The sequence below is a fragment of the Bacillus sp. JJ634 genome (assembly GCF_036962285.1).
GTDB classification, from domain to species: Bacteria; Bacillota; Bacilli; order Bacillales; family DSM-1321; genus Peribacillus; species Peribacillus asahii_A.
In genome coordinates this window covers 1-19,091 of record NZ_JBALMU010000018.1, presented here as the reverse complement: position 1 = coordinate 19,091, position 19,091 = coordinate 1, and the positions used below count along the sequence as shown (strand labels likewise).

At 37.8% G+C, this 19,091-nt stretch carries 18 protein-coding genes and 1 pseudogene; 18 read left to right on the top strand and 1 reads right to left on the bottom strand.

The annotated features are described in order from the left end of the window. Positions 1-10: 10 nt before the first annotated feature. The 10 genes and pseudogenes from essC to V7068_RS03400 all read left to right on the top strand — a co-directional run bounded on the left by essC (position 11) and on the right by V7068_RS03400 (position 12,877). On the top strand, positions 11-4,486 hold the full coding sequence (gene essC / locus V7068_RS03445; RefSeq protein WP_499711056.1) for a type VII secretion protein EssC: 4,476 nt from the start codon (positions 11-13) through the stop codon (positions 4,484-4,486). Then, positions 4,483-7,245: a type VII secretion protein EsaA gene (gene esaA / locus V7068_RS03440; protein WP_499711054.1), complete on the top strand. Its 2,763-nt coding sequence runs from the start codon at positions 4,483-4,485 to the stop codon at positions 7,243-7,245. The genes essC and esaA overlap by 4 nt, the downstream gene beginning before the upstream one ends. Further along, entirely contained in the window at positions 7,235-7,723 is a 489-nt protein-coding gene (gene essA / locus V7068_RS03435; RefSeq protein ID WP_499711052.1) for a type VII secretion protein EssA, read from the top strand. The genes esaA and essA overlap by 11 nt, the downstream gene beginning before the upstream one ends. 114 nt (positions 7,724-7,837) lie before the next feature. Further along, a complete protein-coding gene (locus tag V7068_RS03430) occupies positions 7,838-8,266 on the top strand; it encodes a YwqH-like family protein (protein ID WP_499711050.1) in 429 nt (142 codons plus the stop codon). Beyond that, entirely contained in the window at positions 8,266-8,529 is a 264-nt protein-coding gene (locus V7068_RS03425; protein ID WP_499711048.1) for a YwqI/YxiC family protein, read from the top strand. Before V7068_RS03430 ends, V7068_RS03425 begins: the two co-directional genes overlap by 1 nt. Before the next feature lie 21 nt (positions 8,530-8,550). Further along, entirely contained in the window at positions 8,551-10,461 is a 1,911-nt protein-coding gene (locus V7068_RS03420) for a ribonuclease YeeF family protein (protein ID WP_499711046.1), read from the top strand. 9 nt (positions 10,462-10,470) lie between these two features. Next, complete coding sequence (locus V7068_RS03415; RefSeq protein WP_499711044.1) at positions 10,471-10,953, top strand: UCP033725 family protein; 483 nt, start codon at positions 10,471-10,473, stop codon at positions 10,951-10,953. 115 nt (positions 10,954-11,068) lie between these two features. After that, a pseudogene (locus V7068_RS03410) lies at positions 11,069-11,521 on the top strand (pre-toxin TG domain-containing protein); the annotation flags it as partial. Between the two features lie 739 nt (positions 11,522-12,260). Further along, on the top strand, positions 12,261-12,527 hold the full coding sequence (locus V7068_RS03405; protein WP_499711042.1) for a hypothetical protein: 267 nt from the start codon (positions 12,261-12,263) through the stop codon (positions 12,525-12,527). Further along, a complete protein-coding gene (locus V7068_RS03400) occupies positions 12,524-12,877 on the top strand; it encodes an Imm3 family immunity protein (RefSeq protein WP_499711040.1) in 354 nt (117 codons plus the stop codon). The genes V7068_RS03405 and V7068_RS03400 overlap by 4 nt, the downstream gene beginning before the upstream one ends. 67 nt (positions 12,878-12,944) lie before the next feature. On the opposite strand, the gene V7068_RS03395 is transcribed toward V7068_RS03400, so the two are convergent. Further along, positions 12,945-13,532 (bottom strand): hypothetical protein, encoded by a 588-nt coding sequence (locus V7068_RS03395; protein WP_499711038.1) that lies wholly within the window; start codon positions 13,530-13,532, stop codon positions 12,945-12,947. A gap of 176 nt (positions 13,533-13,708) precedes the next feature. Between V7068_RS03395 and spoIIIAA the strand changes: the two genes are divergently transcribed. The 8 genes from spoIIIAA to V7068_RS03355 are packed head-to-tail and all read left to right on the top strand — an operon-like array spanning position 13,709 to position 18,959. After that, positions 13,709-14,641, top strand: a complete 933-nt coding sequence (gene spoIIIAA, locus V7068_RS03390; RefSeq protein ID WP_127761298.1) for a stage III sporulation protein AA — start codon at positions 13,709-13,711, stop codon at positions 14,639-14,641. Beyond that, positions 14,634-15,149, top strand: coding sequence for a stage III sporulation protein SpoIIIAB (gene spoIIIAB, locus V7068_RS03385; protein WP_499711036.1), 516 nt, complete (start codon positions 14,634-14,636; stop codon positions 15,147-15,149). Before spoIIIAA ends, spoIIIAB begins: the two co-directional genes overlap by 8 nt. A 21-nt stretch (positions 15,150-15,170) precedes the next feature. After that, complete coding sequence (gene spoIIIAC / locus V7068_RS03380; RefSeq protein ID WP_110927473.1) at positions 15,171-15,374, top strand: stage III sporulation protein AC; 204 nt, start codon at positions 15,171-15,173, stop codon at positions 15,372-15,374. 15 nt (positions 15,375-15,389) lie between these two features. Continuing rightward, a complete protein-coding gene (spoIIIAD, locus tag V7068_RS03375; RefSeq protein ID WP_257467714.1) occupies positions 15,390-15,779 on the top strand; it encodes a stage III sporulation protein AD in 390 nt (129 codons plus the stop codon). Between the two features lie 33 nt (positions 15,780-15,812). Continuing rightward, complete coding sequence (spoIIIAE, locus tag V7068_RS03370; protein WP_499711033.1) at positions 15,813-17,012, top strand: stage III sporulation protein AE; 1,200 nt, start codon at positions 15,813-15,815, stop codon at positions 17,010-17,012. 15 nt (positions 17,013-17,027) lie between these two features. Further along, positions 17,028-17,633 carry a stage III sporulation protein AF gene (spoIIIAF, locus tag V7068_RS03365; RefSeq protein WP_403031197.1) on the top strand — a complete coding sequence of 202 codons (606 nt, stop codon included), beginning with the start codon at positions 17,028-17,030 and terminating at the stop codon, positions 17,631-17,633. A 4-nt stretch (positions 17,634-17,637) separates the two neighbouring features. Next, complete coding sequence (spoIIIAG, locus tag V7068_RS03360; RefSeq protein ID WP_499711030.1) at positions 17,638-18,294, top strand: stage III sporulation protein AG; 657 nt, start codon at positions 17,638-17,640, stop codon at positions 18,292-18,294. Between the two features lie 14 nt (positions 18,295-18,308). Then, entirely contained in the window at positions 18,309-18,959 is a 651-nt protein-coding gene (locus V7068_RS03355; RefSeq protein WP_499711028.1) for a SpoIIIAH-like family protein, read from the top strand. Positions 18,960-19,091 lie beyond the last annotated feature (132 nt).

Below are 19,091 nucleotides of genomic sequence, written 5' to 3'. Positions count from 1 at the left end.
AGATGATAGCATGAGTAATCTCTGGTTGTTTTATGATCAATATTACCAGAGGGTGCCCTTGAGCAAAGGTCAACAGCATTCCTTAACTGTTGGTCCAGAAGCCAAACAAATGATTACATTAAGACACTATCCATTTACAGAGGGACCAATTACCATCGAAGTAGAGGAATCAGGGTTCGCGGTATGGAGAAAAGGGAGCGTGATTGGCAGGGCAAATGAAAATCATTCCTTTCAATTAAAAGAACAAGATCAGCTATTAACTATTTTTCTAACGGTATCCGATGAAACGGTAAAAACCTATTATTTAGGCTATCAGTCTGAAATTACATATTCATCATTTGACAATAAGGCAGGAATCTTTCATTCAAATTCTTTTCCCATAGAGCAAGCAAAGAACGCTTTTACTCTATTAAAGGTCGGAAATGGCTGGGTTATTGAGCCTGAGATGTCCAATCTCTATTTGAATGGAAAGAGGATTCCGCAGAAGACAGAAGTGAAAGTGGGAGACTTGCTATTGTGTCCTTTTATGACTTTTCAGCTTCTTGAAGATGATGTGTTAGAGATAAAGAGTATAGGAGATTATGAGACCGAGCTTCCGATTATACAACAGCCGCAATCTGTTATGAGCAAGAAATACCCGATGTATCGGCGAACACCAAGGATGGTGTATGAACTTCCGACAGAAAAGGTTTCTTTATCCTTTCCAGTTCAAGAGTCCGAAGATTCCAATAGGGGCCTATGGCTTATTATTATGCCACCGCTCATTATGCTAATTGTTATGGGGATTGTTGCACTTATCCAACCTAGAGGGATCTTTATTATTATTTCGATGGTTATGTTCATGACTACACTTGTCACATCAACTGTTCAATTCTTTAAAGATAAAGGAACTCAAAAAAAGCGGAAAGAACGGAGACGCCGAATTTACAATCATTATTTAGAGAATAAAAGAAATGAGCTATTAGAACTATCCGAAAAGCAAAAAGAGGTACTGCATTTTCATTTTCCATCATTCGAAAAAATGAAGTACTTGACAGAGCAACTATCGGATCGTCTGTGGGAACGTTCATTAGATAGCTATGATCTTCTTCAATTTAGACTTGGAAAAGGGACAGTGCCGGCAAGCTATCAAATCTCGATTAATTCTGGAGATATGGCAAATCGAGAGATGGATGATCTATTAGAACAATCTCAGCAAATGGAGAATGTGTATAGGGAAATAGAAGATGTTCCGATTGTTGCCGATTTATCAAAAGGGACAATCGGTTTAATCGGTAAAGAAAATGTTGTGAAAAATGAGCTTCATCAAATTATTGGACAGCTCGCTTTTTTTCATAGTTATCATGATGTACGGATGGTCTTTATTTTTGATGAAGAAGAATATAGCGATTGGGAATGGATGAAATGGCTTCCTCATTTTCAATTGCCTCATGTTCATGCAAAAGGGCTTATATATAATGAGAAAACCCGGGATCAATTGCTTTCATCCATCTACGAAATGCTGCGGGAACGTGATTCTCAGGAGGATAAAGAGAAAACAAAATTTTCCCCGCATCTCGTGTTTATTATTGCCAATCAGCAATTAATAACGGATCATGTCATCCTAGAGTATTTGGAAGGAGAACATCCATCCCTTGGACTATCCGTCATATTTGCTGCGGAAGCAAAAGAAAGTTTAACAGAGCATATTCATACTCTCGTCAGATATATCAATGATGAAGAGGGAGATATTTTAATCCAAGATAAAAAAGCCGTGTCGATTCCATTTAGACTCGATGCTCATCAACAAAAAGGCAATGAAAGGTTCGCTCGTCTACTTAAAACATTGAATCACCAAGTAGGAGTGACGAATTCTATTCCTAACAGTGTTTCTTTTTTACAAATGATGCATATGCAAGATGTAGATCAATTACCGATTAAGCAAAACTGGCTGACGAATGAATCAGCCAAGTCTTTAGCTGCTCCAATCGGTTTAAAGGGAAAAAAAGATGTTGTGGAACTGAACTTGCATGAAAAAGCACACGGGCCGCATGGACTGCTTGCTGGAACGACAGGGTCGGGGAAAAGTGAGTTTTTACAAACATACATCTTGTCATTAGCTGTTCATTTTCATCCACATGAAGTTGCCTTTTTACTTATTGACTATAAAGGCGGCGGAATGGCGCAGCCTTTTAAAAATATGCCGCATCTACTTGGAACGATTACGAATATTGAAGGAAGTAAAAACTTCAGTGAACGAGCACTTGCTTCTATTAAAAGTGAATTAAAGAAGAGACAACGTTTGTTTGATGAATATCAGGTGAATCATATTGATGATTATACGGATTTGTATAAACAAGGTAGAGCAAAAGATCCATTACCACATTTATTTCTTATATCCGATGAATTTGCAGAGTTAAAAAGTGAAGAGCCTGACTTTATTAGGGAGCTTGTCAGTGCCGCTCGAATCGGGCGAAGTTTAGGCGTGCATTTAATTCTAGCCACACAAAAGCCTGGTGGAGTCATTGATGAACAAATTTGGAGTAACGCACGGTTTAAAGTGGCCTTGAAAGTGCAGGATGCCAATGACAGTAGAGAAATTCTTAAAAACGGCGATGCTGCAACGATTACTGAGACAGGAAGAGGCTATTTACAAGTAGGCAATAATGAAGTGTATGAGCTATTCCAGTCAGCATGGAGCGGTTCACCGTATCTCGAAGATACTTCCCAATCGGAAGATGAAATTGCTCTCGTAACGGATCTTGGTTTAATTCCATTATCGAATGTTACGACCCATGATAGAAAGAAAGTAAACAAAAAAACTGAAATGGAAGCAATTGTAGAAAAAATAGAAGGCATACAAGCTGAAATGGGAATTGAGAAACTGCCAAGTCCATGGCTGCCGCCTCTTGCTCATTGGATATCTAGAAAATCTTATCGAGCATCTAATAGAAATGAAATTAGTTTCGCCTTAGTAGATGAGCCCGAGAAGCAAAGTCAAACCGCCTTTCATTATGATGTGCTTGATGATGGAAATATAGGGATTTTTGGCTCTTCAGGATACGGGAAATCCTATACGGTCATCACTCTTTTACTTAGTATGGCGGAAAGATTCAGCCCTGAAGAAATGTATTATTACTTGTTTGATTTTGGAAATGGTACTCTTCTTCCATTAAAGCAGCTTCCACATACAGCCGACTTTTTCTTAATGGATGAAGGGCGAAAGATTGAGAAGTTTATGAATCTATTAAAAGGTGAAATCGCACAAAGAAAGCAACTATTCCAACAGCAGGAAGTAAACAGTATTAAAATGTTTAATCAATTAAGTGATGAGAAACTGCCGCTTCTTTTTATTGCGATTGATAATTTTGATTTGATAAAAGAAGAAATGCAGGAACTTGAAGCACAAATTACACAATTTGCAAGGGATGGTCAGTCGTTAGGGATTTATATGATTTTTACGGCTACAAGGATTAATGCAGTTCGTCAACCTCTTATGAATAATTTGAAGACGAAAATTGTTCATTACTTAATGGACAGCGGTGAAGCTTACTCTATATTAGGGAGAATTCCTTTTACACCTGAACCGATTCCAGGCAGAGCGATTATTAGGAAAGATGAGTCCTATTTTTCGCAAGTATTTTTGCCAACGGAAGGTAAGGATGATTATGAAGTACTGGAATCAATCAAACAAGATGTTCAGTTGTTGAAAGCAAAATATGAAGGCTTTAATGGGCCTAAACCGGTTCCAATGCTGCCATCTGAATTAACGATGTTGAACTTTACATCATATATAGAGAAAGCTCAGACGATTGGCAAATTCCCTATTGGTCTTGACGAAGAGTCGGTTCAACCGGTTTATATCGATTTTGCGAAAAATAAACATTGTATCGTTCTTGGTCCAGCGCAAAAAGGGAAGACCAACGTTCTAAAGGTATTAGTAAATTCTTTAATCGCTCAGGGAACAGAATCAGTAGGAGTATTTGATTCATTTGATCGAGGATTATCGAGTTATTCATCAGAGCAAGCTGTCACGTATTTAGAAACGAAAGAGCAAATTACAGATTGGTTGAGTCATATTGAACATCTGTTAGCGGGAAGAGAACAGGATTATCTCGCAAACATTCAACAAGGTCCTGTAAGAACGGAATATTCACCAATTGTACTCGTTATTGATGGGTATTCACGATTCTCTCAATCTATTGACAGTTTGTTGCAGGATCGAATTTCAAAGCTTATGAAAAATTACAGCCACCTTGGTTTCCACGTATTTGTTTCTGGAAGTAATAATGACTTAACAAAAGGGTATGATTCATTAACCGTTGAAATTAAGCAGATTCGTCAAGCTGTTGTATTAATGAAAAAATCAGAACAAACGTTATTTACCTTATCGTATGAGCGAAAAGAAGAGGAAATCTATCCGGGGTATGGCTATTATGTCATTAATGGCAAGGAGACGAAAATACAAATTCCATTATGCTCTACTGAAACGAGGGTTTATTTATGATAAGTAAAACAAGATATATGATGAAAATGATTTTAGTTATAATTCTTATTCTTGCCACCCCGGCAGTCTTCTTTGGTTCTATTGGTGATCACCCTTTCCAAGTTAGGGAAAACGCAACGCGTACAATCGCCGTAGTAAATGAAGATATAAAGGCAGAGAAGGAAAATAAAGCGATCGATTTTGGGACGCAAATTATGACCATTCTTGAAGAGGATTCCAATTATCAATGGGTGGCAATGAGCCGAAGCGCTGCGGTCAATGGTCTTAAAAACACAAAGTACGATGCAGTCGTTTATATTCCTTCCGATTTTTCGAGTAATATTATGACGTACGAAGATAAACAACCAGATAAAGCTAAATTTGAGTATGATGTTCAAGAACAATTAAATGTCGTGAACCGTGAGAAAGTGTTGCGTGAAATGGAGCGTGCGACTAATCGTGTCAATGGAAAAATATCTACGTTGTATTGGATGTACATTTCACAAGATCTAGAAGGTGTTCGAGGTCATTTTGATGAGATTGTACAGAAAGAAATTGACTTCCAAAAGGCGATGTTAGCATTTTATAGTCCAAGTTCGAAAAGTCTGGCTGGTGAGATCGAGCAGCAAAAAAACATGCTTGAAAGTATTCAAACAGCAACGAAGTCACTAGATAAAGCGGCTCCGAACAGAATCGATAATATTAATCAATTTGAACAGAATTTAACAGCATTTGTTGAATTTGTAGAAAAATATAAAGAATATCAAGAAGCTCAGCAGCAAATATTGCAGCAATTGCAAGAGGAAAGCCTTGGAACAATTGAGGCATTTGCTTCCAATCAGATTCCGACCTTGACGGATTCTATCAATTCTTTTAATCAACAAGGCGGACAGCTGTCCCTTGAACTAGAAGAAATGGGGAAACAGTTAGAAGAAAATAGTGAAAATGTTAATAACCTTTCTGCTATTCGATTAGATCAAATCGATCGTCAGAAGGAGGAGTTGATTGCCTACTTTAGAGAACGAGAGACAGAATCTCTGAATCAGGCAGTGAACAAGCTTCAGACTTTAAAATCGGAATTAACGAACGGACCTCAACAACCAGATAATCAGGGAGCAGCGGATACTGCTCAAACCCCGACCGAACAATCATCGGCGGGAACTGTTAACACGGAAAAAGAACGAGAAGAATTACAGTCGATTGCTAAAGAGCTGAATGATATAAAGACGAACTTAGAAGCGATTGCTGAACCGCAACCAGAGCAGGTAACTGCTACGATTAACAGTATACCGCTGTTGGCAGAGCGAATGTCTAAGGTGGAACAACAGCTTGCTGCGATGGACGCTGAGGAAAATCCATTACAGCCAATTGTGGATGAACTAAATGCAAAGATTAAAGATTTATTAGATAATGCTAATTCCCAAGTTGATCAAATGGATGAATTGATTGAGGAGATTAAGAAGAAAGAGCAAGCGGTTCTTGCTTCTCCTGTTTTAACTCAGGAGAAAAAGGATGTGTTATCCACTGTATTTTCCAAAGAGATTGAAGGTGGATCTTCAAATGCTATTTTGAATTATTATGCTGGACTTGTTCAATTAGAAACATTGTTACAAGATAGCTTGAATGCAAGTAATGAAAATCTTCAAGCTGTACAGGAAAGAATTAGTCCAATTCTTGGGATAAACGAGCAAGAACAAACTATGTGGAATGAGCTTTCTACAGATATGCCATCAGCAACAGGACAAATAACGACTTTACAAGAGCAATTGAATACGTTTTTAGCAGGATACAGTGAAGAGGTTGAAGAACAACATTCTACTATTATGGAAGATTTATCTTCACTTGAAGACAGCTCCGAGCAAATAATGAATCATGTTCAATTCATTTCTGCTGATGCTCCGGCTTCAACGGAAGAAGTGGATGGACAGTCCGTCGTTACTCATCAGAAGGGTCTTGCGCAAGAAATGGCTATGATTCATGATTTAGTGAATTCTCTTGGAGACAGTCAAGATCAAATTGTTACGTATACAGATGACCTGCAATCAAAGGTTGAGAATGTACAACAAGATGCCAATACGCTTAATAATAAATGGGCAGCAAATGTGGATACAACCAAAATGTTCCGAGATGATATTTTTAATGTTTTAGGAAATGCGTATGTAGATGGCCAAAAGAATGGGCCGGTTTATGATCATTTAGCCCAACCGCTTCAAATTAGCGGAGATAGCACGTCGAAGAAGGAAGAAAAGAATATACCGCCTGTTATCATCCTGGTCATTGTGTTAATTGCTAGTTTATTAATTGGATATTTCAGTCATTATTTCAAAGGGGCACCTAAACTTGTCCAAGTGGCTGTGTTTGCGCTGCTAAATTTAATTGTTGGTTTAATTATTAGCATATATGGCTTAAATATCTATCCATTAGAAGAAGTGCGAGCAATTGAATGGACGATTATGACAGTTCTTCTTCTTACTGCTGTTTCTACTATCGTTCTTGTTAGCTTTACGTTTGGAAACTTATTAGGGTGGCTGGTGAGTGTGGCGCTAGTGGTGTTCTTTGTTAGTCCATTACTTGCTTTAATAGCACCAAATATTGATTATGAAGATCCAATGTCAAAAGTATATATGTCGATTCAATATGAACCTGAATCGTTATTTATTCCAGCTGTTACTGTGTTAATGGGCATCATTGTCGTTCTGACCGTTATTCCGTTAGCTATACAAATCTGGAAGAATAAACGAGCAAGAAGTATCGAAGAGGAAGAGTCATATGAAGCTTAATCGAAGGATGATGTTTGCTTTGTTGCTTCCTATGAGTCTCTTTATAAACGCAAATGTGACAGAGGCAGCTGCACCTGATCTTGAAACACTAACACCGAATGAGTATGAAAAAAAAGAGTTTAAGGAAAATACAGAGTATTTACATGAAAAGGCACTATATGAAAATAAGCAATCCATTCCGGAACAGCAAAAGGAATTAACGTTTGAACTTCCAACGTCTAATGCTAATGAAGAAATATTAAATCAGTTATTCGTTGGAGAGATAAACGCCCAACATACCATTGCTGAGAAAGCCGAACAAATGAATCTTTTTTCGGATAAGAAACCAGAGGACCTTCGGCTTAAAGACAAAAGTGAACATCCTCCGAATCGACAAATACAATTAATGATTATAATTGGCTTACTAGCCATTGGACTGATGGTAATGCTCGTTTTGCTTATTCCTAAAATGGTGCAAGGAAACCAGCAATTGAAGTGAGGGATAAGCGAGCTGAGGGAAGAATTAAGCCTTCTCTCAGCTCGTCTTATTTTAAAGAATGCCTTTACGTTCTTCCCCCACTGATGGAAGTTTCACTTTACAGGAGGTGTAAATATGAGTTTTTCAGACGCACTTAATCAAATTTACAATGAGATTTCCAGTCAATCGGCAGCTATAGATGAAAAAATTTCCCGGCTAGAGCAAGCGAAACAGAAAATAAAGGAAGAACAATATATTAGTTTGCAAGAAATCCCGAAAATTCTAGAACCTCAACTAGGTGCTTTATGGACGGGGAGCCGCTCAAATTCTTTTGATAATTCTAGAGAGAAAGCCCATACAGCGATGGTCACCATCATCAATGATGATTATGATGACTACGTGCAAAGTATTGAAAATAAAATCAATCTATTAAAGGTGGAACGCAGCATATTGGACTTTACAAGTGGATTGGCTAATGAAGCGAGTCAATTGATAGGGAAGGGAGAAGAGGTATTCGATGAGTTAGAAAGTAAAATCAGTGATTTGAAAGGGAGGCTGTTTTAATGCAAAATATCAAACTGGATTATTCAGAAGTGATTCAACAATTAAATGATGTGAAAAAGAAGCTTAGTGAATTACATCTCCCAAGTCCTTCTGAAACAGAACTTGGACAGAATCAGCTTACATTTACAAAAGAATGGCTTCAAAGAGAAGAGAATCTACAAAAAATGGTTATACAGTATATGCAGGCCGTTCAAAAAAACGTGGAAGATACATATGCGAATGTAGACATTTTGAAAAAACAAGATGAAGCGATCGTTAAATAATGTAAAGGGGCTTTATGAACAATGGAAATGAAAATATATGAAGCCGACACGTTGGTTCATTCTGTTGAAGAACGTGCCAAGCAATATAAAGCATTAAAAGATCAATTTCAGCAATTAAAAATAGAGTTTGCTAAGATTGTAGATAATGGGAATTTTCTCGGCAACGGAGCAGAAGCCATCAAAGGCTTTTACCAAGCACAAATCGATGTAGCGAATGTATGGATTCAACTCATTGACCAGCAGGTAGCTTTTTTCGAAGGTATTCAAGGAATGACAGAAGATGTTCAACTATCAGGAGACACCGTTGTAAAAGTACCTTTCCTAGAAGAAAATTTGTCCCAATCTAATCAGTTAGCGAAAGAAATGGTCACCCAGCAGCAAGAAGATCTCCAGCAAATCTTTAACGATATTGAAGATTTAATTTCCCTCCAGGTGTTCTCTAAGGAAGAATTTGATGAAAACATCAACGAGGCCGAAAAAGAACGCAATGAAACCATTCAAAAAGTCAATAAGCTAGATGAAGATTTAACGACAGAATATGCGCTATCTGAACAAACAGAAACGTATGTCTATGCTCTGTTCAATCAACTGATAGAGGCGACCAGAAAGGGAGAGAACATATCTCCTCTCTACTTTAATGCTAAAGCGTATAAGACGAGTGAAATCTATCAGCTGAAAGATGATGTAGCGAAGCAAACGAATCAATATTTGACCTTCAAAAAGGATCAGCACGAAGCAAGAGAGCTAGCCAAAGAAATCGAAGCTAAGGAAAACCGCCCATGGTACGAAAAAGCGTGGGAGGCGACAAAAACCTTTACAGGTGAAATCACCGGCTATTATGATACTAAGAGAGCCGTAGAAGGTGTTGATCCTGTAACAGGCCGAAAGCTATCCGAAGCTGAACGAATCACAGCGGGAGCCATGGCCGCAGCAGGCTTTATCCCTGTCGTCGGCTGGGCTGGAAGAGCGTTCAAAGGTGGAAAAGCAATTTATTCAACAGCTAAAGGAATGGATGCCGCAAGCACTGCTCTCGATGCCTACAAAACATCCAAGTCTCTATCTATTCTACAAAAAAGCGAGATGGGCATTTACGGTTTAGTCTCGGCTAACGGACTAAGCGAAGCGATGCTCGGTAAGGATATGTTTGGGAATGAGCTGACGGATGAGCAGAGGCAGAATAGTCTATTGACGGCACTTGGGATTATTGGGGTTGCGGGAGCAGCTCACTATATAGATAATCGTTCAGTGAAGAAAAATAGCGAAATTGTGCAAGGTAAAAACGGTGAGGTCAACGAAAATATAAAAACAAGTGAAGGTATTCAAAAGATTATTCATGAAAATGGATATCAAGTAGATGAATTTAAAGAGTTATTGCATCCTGATAGAGTATTAACTATTGCTGAGAAAAATAAAGTAAGTGCTATAAGAAGTCAAATTGGAATTCCATCAGATGATACAATGATGGCTAAAGTAATACCACAGAGTGATATTTATAAATACTTATATAATGAGTATAATAGCGTAAGGGGTTTTTCGGCAGTTAAAGAGCATTCAAAGAAGTTAGAAACTTTATATGACAACTTTGAAGGTGCTCGACTAGATTATAATAACACTGCATTTAAAGTAACAAATGGTGTGGATGGAATTTCCCAATCTGTGGGAGAACCTGATAAGTTTTATGGGGTAATTGAGTACCGACTAAATGATTCTAGTAAGATATCAATTCCAGATTGGGAAGCTAAACCAGATTCGTACCCATATACAGGAAGAGGTTTCACTGGAAGTAAAGAAGTGGTTTTACCGGAGTATTACCAAAGCGAAAGAAGTTTCGTAAAAGGGGATATATTAAAGATAGTAGATGCAAAGAATGGAGAGTTAGCTCTTACATTTATTTATGATAATAAATTAAAAACATGGATGAGAATGGATTGAGGTGGAAAAATGATAAGAACATATGGAGTATATGGTAATAAAGAGTATGAACTTGAAGTTAATGACGGTCAATTAGAGTTAACTAGTCATGATCTTAATGATAAGCAAAATGGATTTACTGAATATGTGGACGTCTTAGGAAATAAACATAATGATTTGCTGATAAAATTAGTAAAAATAGATGAATTAAAACTGGCTTTTGAGGTTCAGTTGAAGGTTAAATATAAAGGAAATGAATATGAAACTTACTCGTTAGGCATGCGTAATTTAGAAGAAAATAGAATTTCCCTTGTTAGTATGGATAGTGATGATGTGGAGAAATATGGATTTGAGAAGCAAGAGCAGTTCGTGTTTAAAAAGGAAGTTAGTTTAGACGATATAGAAGCCCTTATTGAAATAAAGAAGCCAATATTAACATTTAAAGAAAATCTAGAGAGTAGAAGTGTCATACCGGGGAATTTAGTGAGAGAGTATCTTAAAAGATTGGAATAGACTATGAAATATATAGAGGGAGATCTGGCGAATTATTATGGCTAGGTCTTTTTCTTTTATACTTAACAAACAAAAAATGGAAGAGGAGTTGACTTTAGAATGAAGAAGTAAAACCTTTACAGGTGAAATCACCGGCTATAATGATACTAAGAGAGCCGCGGAAGGGGTTGACCCCGTAACAGGCAGAAAACTATCCGAAGCCGAACGAATCACAGCGGGAGCCATGGCCGCAGCAGGCTTTATCCCCGTCGTCGGCTGGGCTGGAAGAGCATTCAAAGGCGGAAAAGCCATCTATTCAACAGCTAAAGGAATGGATGCCGCGAATCATGCTCTCGATGCCTACAAAACATCCAAGTCTCTATCTATTCTACAAAAAAGTGAGATGGGCATCTACGGTTTAGTCTCGGCTAACGGACTAAGCGAAGCGATGCTTGGTAAGGATATGTTTGGGAATGAGCTGACGGATGAACAGCGCCAGCAAAGCTTGATGACGGCACTGGGGATTGTCGGGGTTGCGGGAGCAGCGAAGCTTGTAGACAAAGCCGGAACGAACGTCCCATACAGCAAGGCATACATACAACAGCAAGTCCAACACGCTCAAACAATCCTTAAGGATATGGGAAGAGCCGGCTATGACACGTTAAAAAATGTTGGGAAATCAGGAGCCTTCACAGCCAAGGCAATCGGCAGAGAACTTGGAAAAGTAGAAGTCCCTACCCATATCAAAGCCGAGCAATTACTTGCCAGCAACGGAACGAGATTTGTTCATGTTGGGGTGGATAAGACGCAGATCAAGGATATTGTTCAGCAGTTTGCGGTGGAGAAGAGTTCGGGGAATACGATTGATAAGGGTATGGTTAAGGATAAACCATTTGGTAAGTATTCAACAGCTATTGATGATAAAGTAAAAGTCATTGAAAAAGTAGATTTAGCAGATTGGATAAGTGAGTCATTTACTGACGGTAACTACAGAACTGTGGTTACAGAAGAAAATATCACATTCTATAGGACTTATGGTGGCGGTGCAAAAGCAGGTGGAGCATTTGTCACTACTAGCCCAGCTGGAAATAGAATAAATGCAAAAATAAGTACAGCATTAGTGCCTGATTGGAAAAATTCTAGGCAATATGAAGCGGTTATAGAAGTACCAAAAGGACAAATTTTAAATATAGGTAGAGTGGAGAAACAGTATACAAAAACTGGAGCATTACTAGAAGGCGATGGAGACCAAATATTACTACCACAAGGATGGCCCTCTGAATGGATAAAAGAGACACGAGAGGTTCCTAGTAGATAGGAGAATATAAATGGATAAGAAAAAGCAGTTAATTGACCAAATAAAAGTTGTGATGAATAAATTTGAGGAAGAGTATGCTAAAGATATAAATAGTGGTGTTTTACAGCTTATATATATAAGATATAAGAAGGCATTAGAAATATTAGAAAATAATGAGGATATTAAAGGGATAAATATTTTAGGTGGTGTACGTGCATATATGGATAGCTACAATGACTATCAAAATACACTATTAGGAGAATTGCATAAGGCTGAAAAGATAATTAAAGAATTATGATGAATGAATTATTTGAAGTTATCCAGGATGATTATCAAGAGTATTTAAATAAAAATAGAGGATATAGATATGCTATTGCTAGGGCCTTTAACGAGAATCTTGATATGGGTAATATAGAGGATTTTATTGTTTATACCGCTATTGGTGAAATATTGATTACGCATGATAAAGTATTCAACGGATATCTTGAAGCTATAACAAATAAATTAAATAGTTTCAATCCTAAAGAAGCGTCAGGAGAATTGACAGCCGTAGAGATAGAGGATTTATCTAAAAGAATTAAAGAAGTATTAGAGGGGCTCAATCATGTTGAAGTAGATTATGAGCCTAATACAGACAATAGAGATTAAAAATGAAGAACCTTTGGGAATAGTGAATTTATTCTCATAAGGTTCTTCTTTAGTATTCAGCGGTCAATTAGATTATTTTTAATAACCGCAGAAGGTTCAGCCACTTGTTTACTTTGATGGGCAGATGAGTAAATCTATCATCAATGATAATTAGATTAGTCGGTATGTCCGTTATTTTTAATTTCTTGCTGATTAAACTGATTAAATCATTCAATTCGATTTCGTGGATGTTATCTAAAATATTCCTGCCAAGCATATTCGTTCCAATTTTCTTTTGAACCTTGTTTAGTGTTTCGATATTCAATAGGTACACATTTCTAAAATCAATTTCACTTAGTTTGTTTTTGAACGTGTTTTCATCATACATAAATCTGTTGAAATAATTTTTGGGGCTCATAAAGATTCTGTATTGGTAGTAATCATCATCTGTACAGAAGAGAGTTGAGTGGCAATGATTGCATTCAATTTCTCCTACTTGTCCATATCGTGAGCCACTGTAATGGAAAAGCCCGCTCACCTGCTGGTTACAGTTTAGACAAAAAGCAGGAGTAATGTGTGCATCGACTATATACGCACTTTTGGATTGTAAATCCATATGCACAACAATATTAATATTCATTTCTTCATTAATATCTTCTATATATCTGATTCCCATAAAATCCCCTCTTAGTTTAAAAGATTTTCTCCATTCTTTACATTGCTGTTTAGATGTGTTGTTATCCCACGGTTTATTTTCCTCTCTTAGCCTAGCATACTTTTCGAAAGCTTGTCATGAATGCTAAGCGATTTGCATACATATTAGGGAAATGGTGGATACAGGAGGAACGTTAGATGGAATCAGTACTTGCTCTTTTGCCTAAAAAAATTCAAGATCCGCTTCTTAGAGTACCACCGGATATTTTGTCGCGCAGTGAAGAGGTACGCATTCGTGTTGGAAAACCAATTGAAGTAACTGTGGCGGGGCAGCCATATTTTATTCCTTATGAAGTAAGTGCACGGGATGCGGAACAATTATTAAGTCATTTGAGTCAGTTTTCGTTATATACATTAGAAGAGGAATTGAAGCGCGGCTATATAACAATTGCTGGTGGACATCGTGTTGGTCTTGCAGGCAAGGTTATTTTAGAAAACGGTACAGTAAAAGCAATTCGTGATATTTCTTCATTTAATATTCGTATTGCACGGCAAAAGATTGGTGTTGCCGAATCGCTTATTCCTTCTATATATAACGATCAATGGCATCATACATTGATTATCGGTGCACCGCAAACTGGAAAAACGACCGTTCTTCGTGATATTGCAAGAATTATGTCTACAGGTCATGAGCCGCTCAATATCCCTGCTAAAAAGGTAGGAATTGTCGATGAGCGTTCTGAAATTGCCGGCTGCGTTCATGGTGTACCGCAGTTAGAGTTTGGGATTCGCGTCGATGTGTTAGACGGATGTCCGAAAGCAGAAGGAATGATGATGATGATCCGGTCGATGTCACCGGATATATTAGTTGTGGACGAGATTGGTAGACAAGAAGATGCGTCGGCTGTTTTAGATGCAGTAAATGCGGGAATTAAACTCATTATTACAACGCATGGTCATACATTTCAAGAAGTTCAAAAACGTCCCTTTATTGCGAATCTGTTAGCTCAAAATATTTTTGAACGCTTTATTGAAATTAGACGAGATGATAAAGGAAATCGGAGCTATCATATTTTGAATGAAAAAGGACAACAGTTGTACGTGAAGGCAGGTGCTGGACTTCATGTTTAAATTGTTAGGCGCAGCGATTATTATCATGGCTACCACTTGGGCTGGTTTTGAGGCTGCCCGAAAATTAAGTACAAGGCCCCGGCAATTACGGCAACTAAAAGTCGCTTTGCAATCACTCGAAGCGGAAATTATGTACGGGCATACCCCGTTGAAAGAAGCCGCGCAAAAATTACAAAAACAGCTGCCCAAGCCGCTGAATCATTTGTTTGCTGCGTTTGCTAAACGGCTTGATCAAGGGGAAACAACGGTTAAAGAAGCATGGGATGAAAGTTTAACAGAAGTGTGGAGCGCTCTTTCTTTAAAGCAAGGAGAGTATGAAATTCTTACGCAATTTGGAGAAATGTTAGGTAAAAGCGATAAGTACCACCAGCAAAAGCAAATTATGCTGACAATGGCTCATTTAGACCGTGAAGAGAGCGAAGCTATTGACCTGCAAGGAAAGTACGAAAAAATGATGAAAAGTCTTGGTTTTTTATCAGGGTTATTATTAATCATTTTGCTGATGTAGCAGAAGTGGGAGGAATGGAAGATGGGCATTGAAGTAGACATCATTTTTAAAATCGCAGGAGTGGGCTTAGTTGTCGCCTTTTTGCATACGATTCTTGATCAAGTTGGAAAAAAAGAATATGCCCAGTGGGTTACTTTATTCGGCTTTATTTATATTTTGTTTATGGTTGCTTCTATTGTAGAAGATTTATTTCAAAAAATTAAATCGGTCTTTTTGTTCCAGTAAAGGAGGGGATGCGTCATTGAGATCATAAAGATTGTAGGGATTGCTCTCGTGGCTGCTTTTCTTGCTTTAGTTGTAAAAGAACAAAAGCCGAATTTTGCTTTTTTATTAGTTGTTTTTGTAGGCTGTTCTATTTTCTTGTTTTTAGCAGACAAAATTTATGAAATTATTATGATGCTTGAAAAGCTGGCCATTAATGCAAATGTAAATACGGTTTACTTAGAAACGATTCTTAAAATTATCGGCATTGCCTATATTGCTGAATTTGCCTCTCAGATTACGAAAGATGCCGGCCTTGGCTCATTGGCTTCTAAAATTGAGTTAAGTGGGAAAATTTTAATTTTAGCGATGGCCATTCCGATTTTAACGGTCATTATCGAAACCATCTTACAGATGCTCCCAAGTTAATGAACAATTTCTACTAGTCGATGAGGTGAAGTTATGAAGCAGCGGCATCTTTTTTTTATCGTCGTATACACGCTGTTCCTTTTTTTTCAAACGACCGTTGGACAGGCTGCTGAAGAAGATGAATTGAAACAAGAGCCAATTATGCAGTCGGATTTAGTACAAGATCAACTTGAGAGAATTGACTTTGATGAGTTAAAAACCTTTTGGGATAGCGTAATTACGGAGTATGGTGGTTTTTTGCCAGAAAGTCAAAAAGGCAGCTTTATGGATTTTGTAAGTGGAGAGAAGCAATTTTCCTTTAGCGAGTGGTTTAAAGGCATTGCTAAGTTTGTCTTTCATGAGCTGCTTGTGAATGGAAAGCTGCTTGGTTCGCTTCTTTTGCTGACAATCTTTAGTATGTTTTTGCAATCTTTACAAAATGCTTTTGAACAAAGCTCCATTAGTAAAGTCGCGTATGCCATTGTGTATATGGTGCTTATTATATTAGCGTTAAATAGCTTTCATGTAGCAATGGAATATACGAAAGAGACCATTAACATGATGACTTCTTTTCTAATGGCGCTTATCCCATTGTTACTTGCGCTAATTGCTACTTCAGGAGGGCTCATTTCAGCCGCCTTCTTTCACCCGCTTTTGATGTTTCTGATGAATACAAGCGGTATTTTAGTTCAATATGTCGTGCTGCCGCTCTTGTTTTTTTCGGCAATTTTAAGCATTGTTAGCACACTTACCGATCATTATAAAGCGACACAGCTTGCCCAGTTATTGCGAAACTTTGCCATCGGTATTCTCGGTGCATTTATGACGGTTTTTCTTGGGGTCATTTCCGTACAAGGAACTTCTTCGGCTGTAGCTGATGGCGTGACGATTCGGACAGCTAAGTTTATAACAGGAAATTTTATTCCGGTGGTTGGCCGAATGTTCACCGATGCTACAGATACGGTCATTAATGCATCGGTCTTATTAAAAAATACAGTGGGAATGGCTGGAGTGGTTATTTTATTAGCGATTATCACATTTCCTGCACTTAAAATTTTAATGATTTCATTTATCTATAAGTTAGCGGCGAGTTTACTGCAGCCGCTTGGTGGAGGACCGGTTATTGCTTGTCTCGGTATTATTAGCAAAAGTATCATCTTTATTTTTGCGGCGCTTGCGATTGTTTCACTTATGTTTTTTTTAAGTATTACCGTTATTATTGCTGCGGGGAATATTACGCTCATGGTTCGTTAGAGAGGAGGAGATATCGTGGATTTTTTAGCTAGTTGGATCTCGAATATTATTATCTTTATTCTATTAGCGACCGTAATCGATATGCTTCTTCCGAACTCAGCTCTGCAAAAGTATTCAAAAATGGTGATTGGGCTGCTGCTTATAGCGGTTATTATTACCCCAATTTTACGTTTACTTCATACAAATTTTGACGATGTTCTAGCCTCTGCGACGATTCAATTTGAACAGGGAGAGGCTCAGTCACTTGGAAATTTAACAGAATCGAAGAAAAAAGAAATACAAGCTGCCCAAAGTGCATATATTTTAGAACAAATGGCTGTCCAATTACAGGCAGAGGCAGAAGAGGAGCTGATGGAGAAGTATCAAATGGAGATTCAGGATATTCAGGTAACTGTTAAGGATGAAGAGAAACCGGAACCAGAGAATTTACAGCATATTACGATTAGCCTATCAGAAGTAAAAGAGGATGAAACCATTGAAGCCATTGCGAAGGTAGAGATTGATACAAAGCGTGCTCTTGTGACAGATGATGCACGCTATGCAGATGTGAAACAATTCCTAGCAAATACTTGGTCCATTGATGAAGAAATGATTCAAATTGCCGGGGAAAGGAGGGACTAAACCATTGAAAAATGAAAAAGGTCCATTATCCTGGCTCACTCAATTTTTGAACAAACATAAAAATCAAAAGGATAAGAAGCCATCACTCTATGTATATGTCTTTATCATCGTTCTACTTGGAATGGGGATTATGATGGTCGGTAATTTATTTACGGCTAATCAACCGGAACAAAATGAGAAACTTCAATCCGTATTTAACAATAAGGAAGAACCAAAGGACACCGAAGTATTTGGTCAGAAAAACGAATCAGAATTTAAAACAACACGAGAGTATGAAGTGTATTTACAAAATGAGATGAAGGAAGCGCTGGAGATGATTGCGGGTGTCAGGGATGTGAAAGTTGTCATCTATGTGGATGCAACAGAGAAAAAAGAATTTGAAAGAAATAAAGTAACCCAAAAACAGGTGACAGAAGAAGCTGATCAAGAAGGCGGGAAGCGAACGGTAGAAGATACTTCGATTGATGAACAGCTCGTTATTATAAAAAATGGTGATAAAGAGGGTCCAATTGTTACACAAACGAAAAAGCCTAGTGTTAGCGGTGTACTAGTTGTTGCCAAAGGTGCTGAAAATATCCAAATTAAAAAATGGATTGTAGAGGCGGTAACTCGTGCTTTAGATGTACCAAGCCATCGCGTATCTGTAATGCCTAAAAAATAGGAGGGTGTACAATTATGTTATTGAAAAAACAAACAGTATGGTTATTAACGATGTTAAGTCTTGTCGTCGTATTATCTGTCTATTATTTAACATCTCCTGAAAGTGTAGAAAATGCAGCCACAACCGAACAGCAAAAGAATGAACAAAATGAAAATGCTATGGTTGGAGACGAAATGGAATCAGAATCAGAATCAGTAGAGAAGCCTGATGCAAATGACACAAAGAAAGAAGAACAATCAGATACAAAGTCAGACACAAAATCAGATGAGAAAGCGGAAAAAGATTCTGAAGCATCCGTAGCGATTACTTCTGGAGACGATACATTTGACGCTTTACGTATGCAAATTGATGATGAACGATCTAAATTAAGCCAAGAATTAACAGAAAAAATGGGGAATACAGAGCTAAGTACGGAGGAAAGAAACGCTGCTTATGAAGCAGTCGAACAATTAAGTGAGATTAAGGTAAAGGAAAATATTTTAGAAGGAATGATTGTTTCGCTAGATTTTGATGCGGCTCTTGTACGTGTGGATGGGGACGATGTGAAGGTGACGGTAAAAGCTGAAGAGCAATCGGCAGCTGATGCAAATAAAATTATGCGCCTTGTTCGAGGAGAAATAGAAGAGGCTAACGATATTTCTGTAGAATTTCAGGTAGGGAAATAAGGAAAGAAATAGGATGATCTGATACACAACAGTTTTATAGATTAAAAGAGTAAAGCTTTAGTCCCTTTCGTAATAAAAGAAAGGGACTTTTTTTGAAATTTATTAGGAAATATAAGGGATGAGATAGAGGGA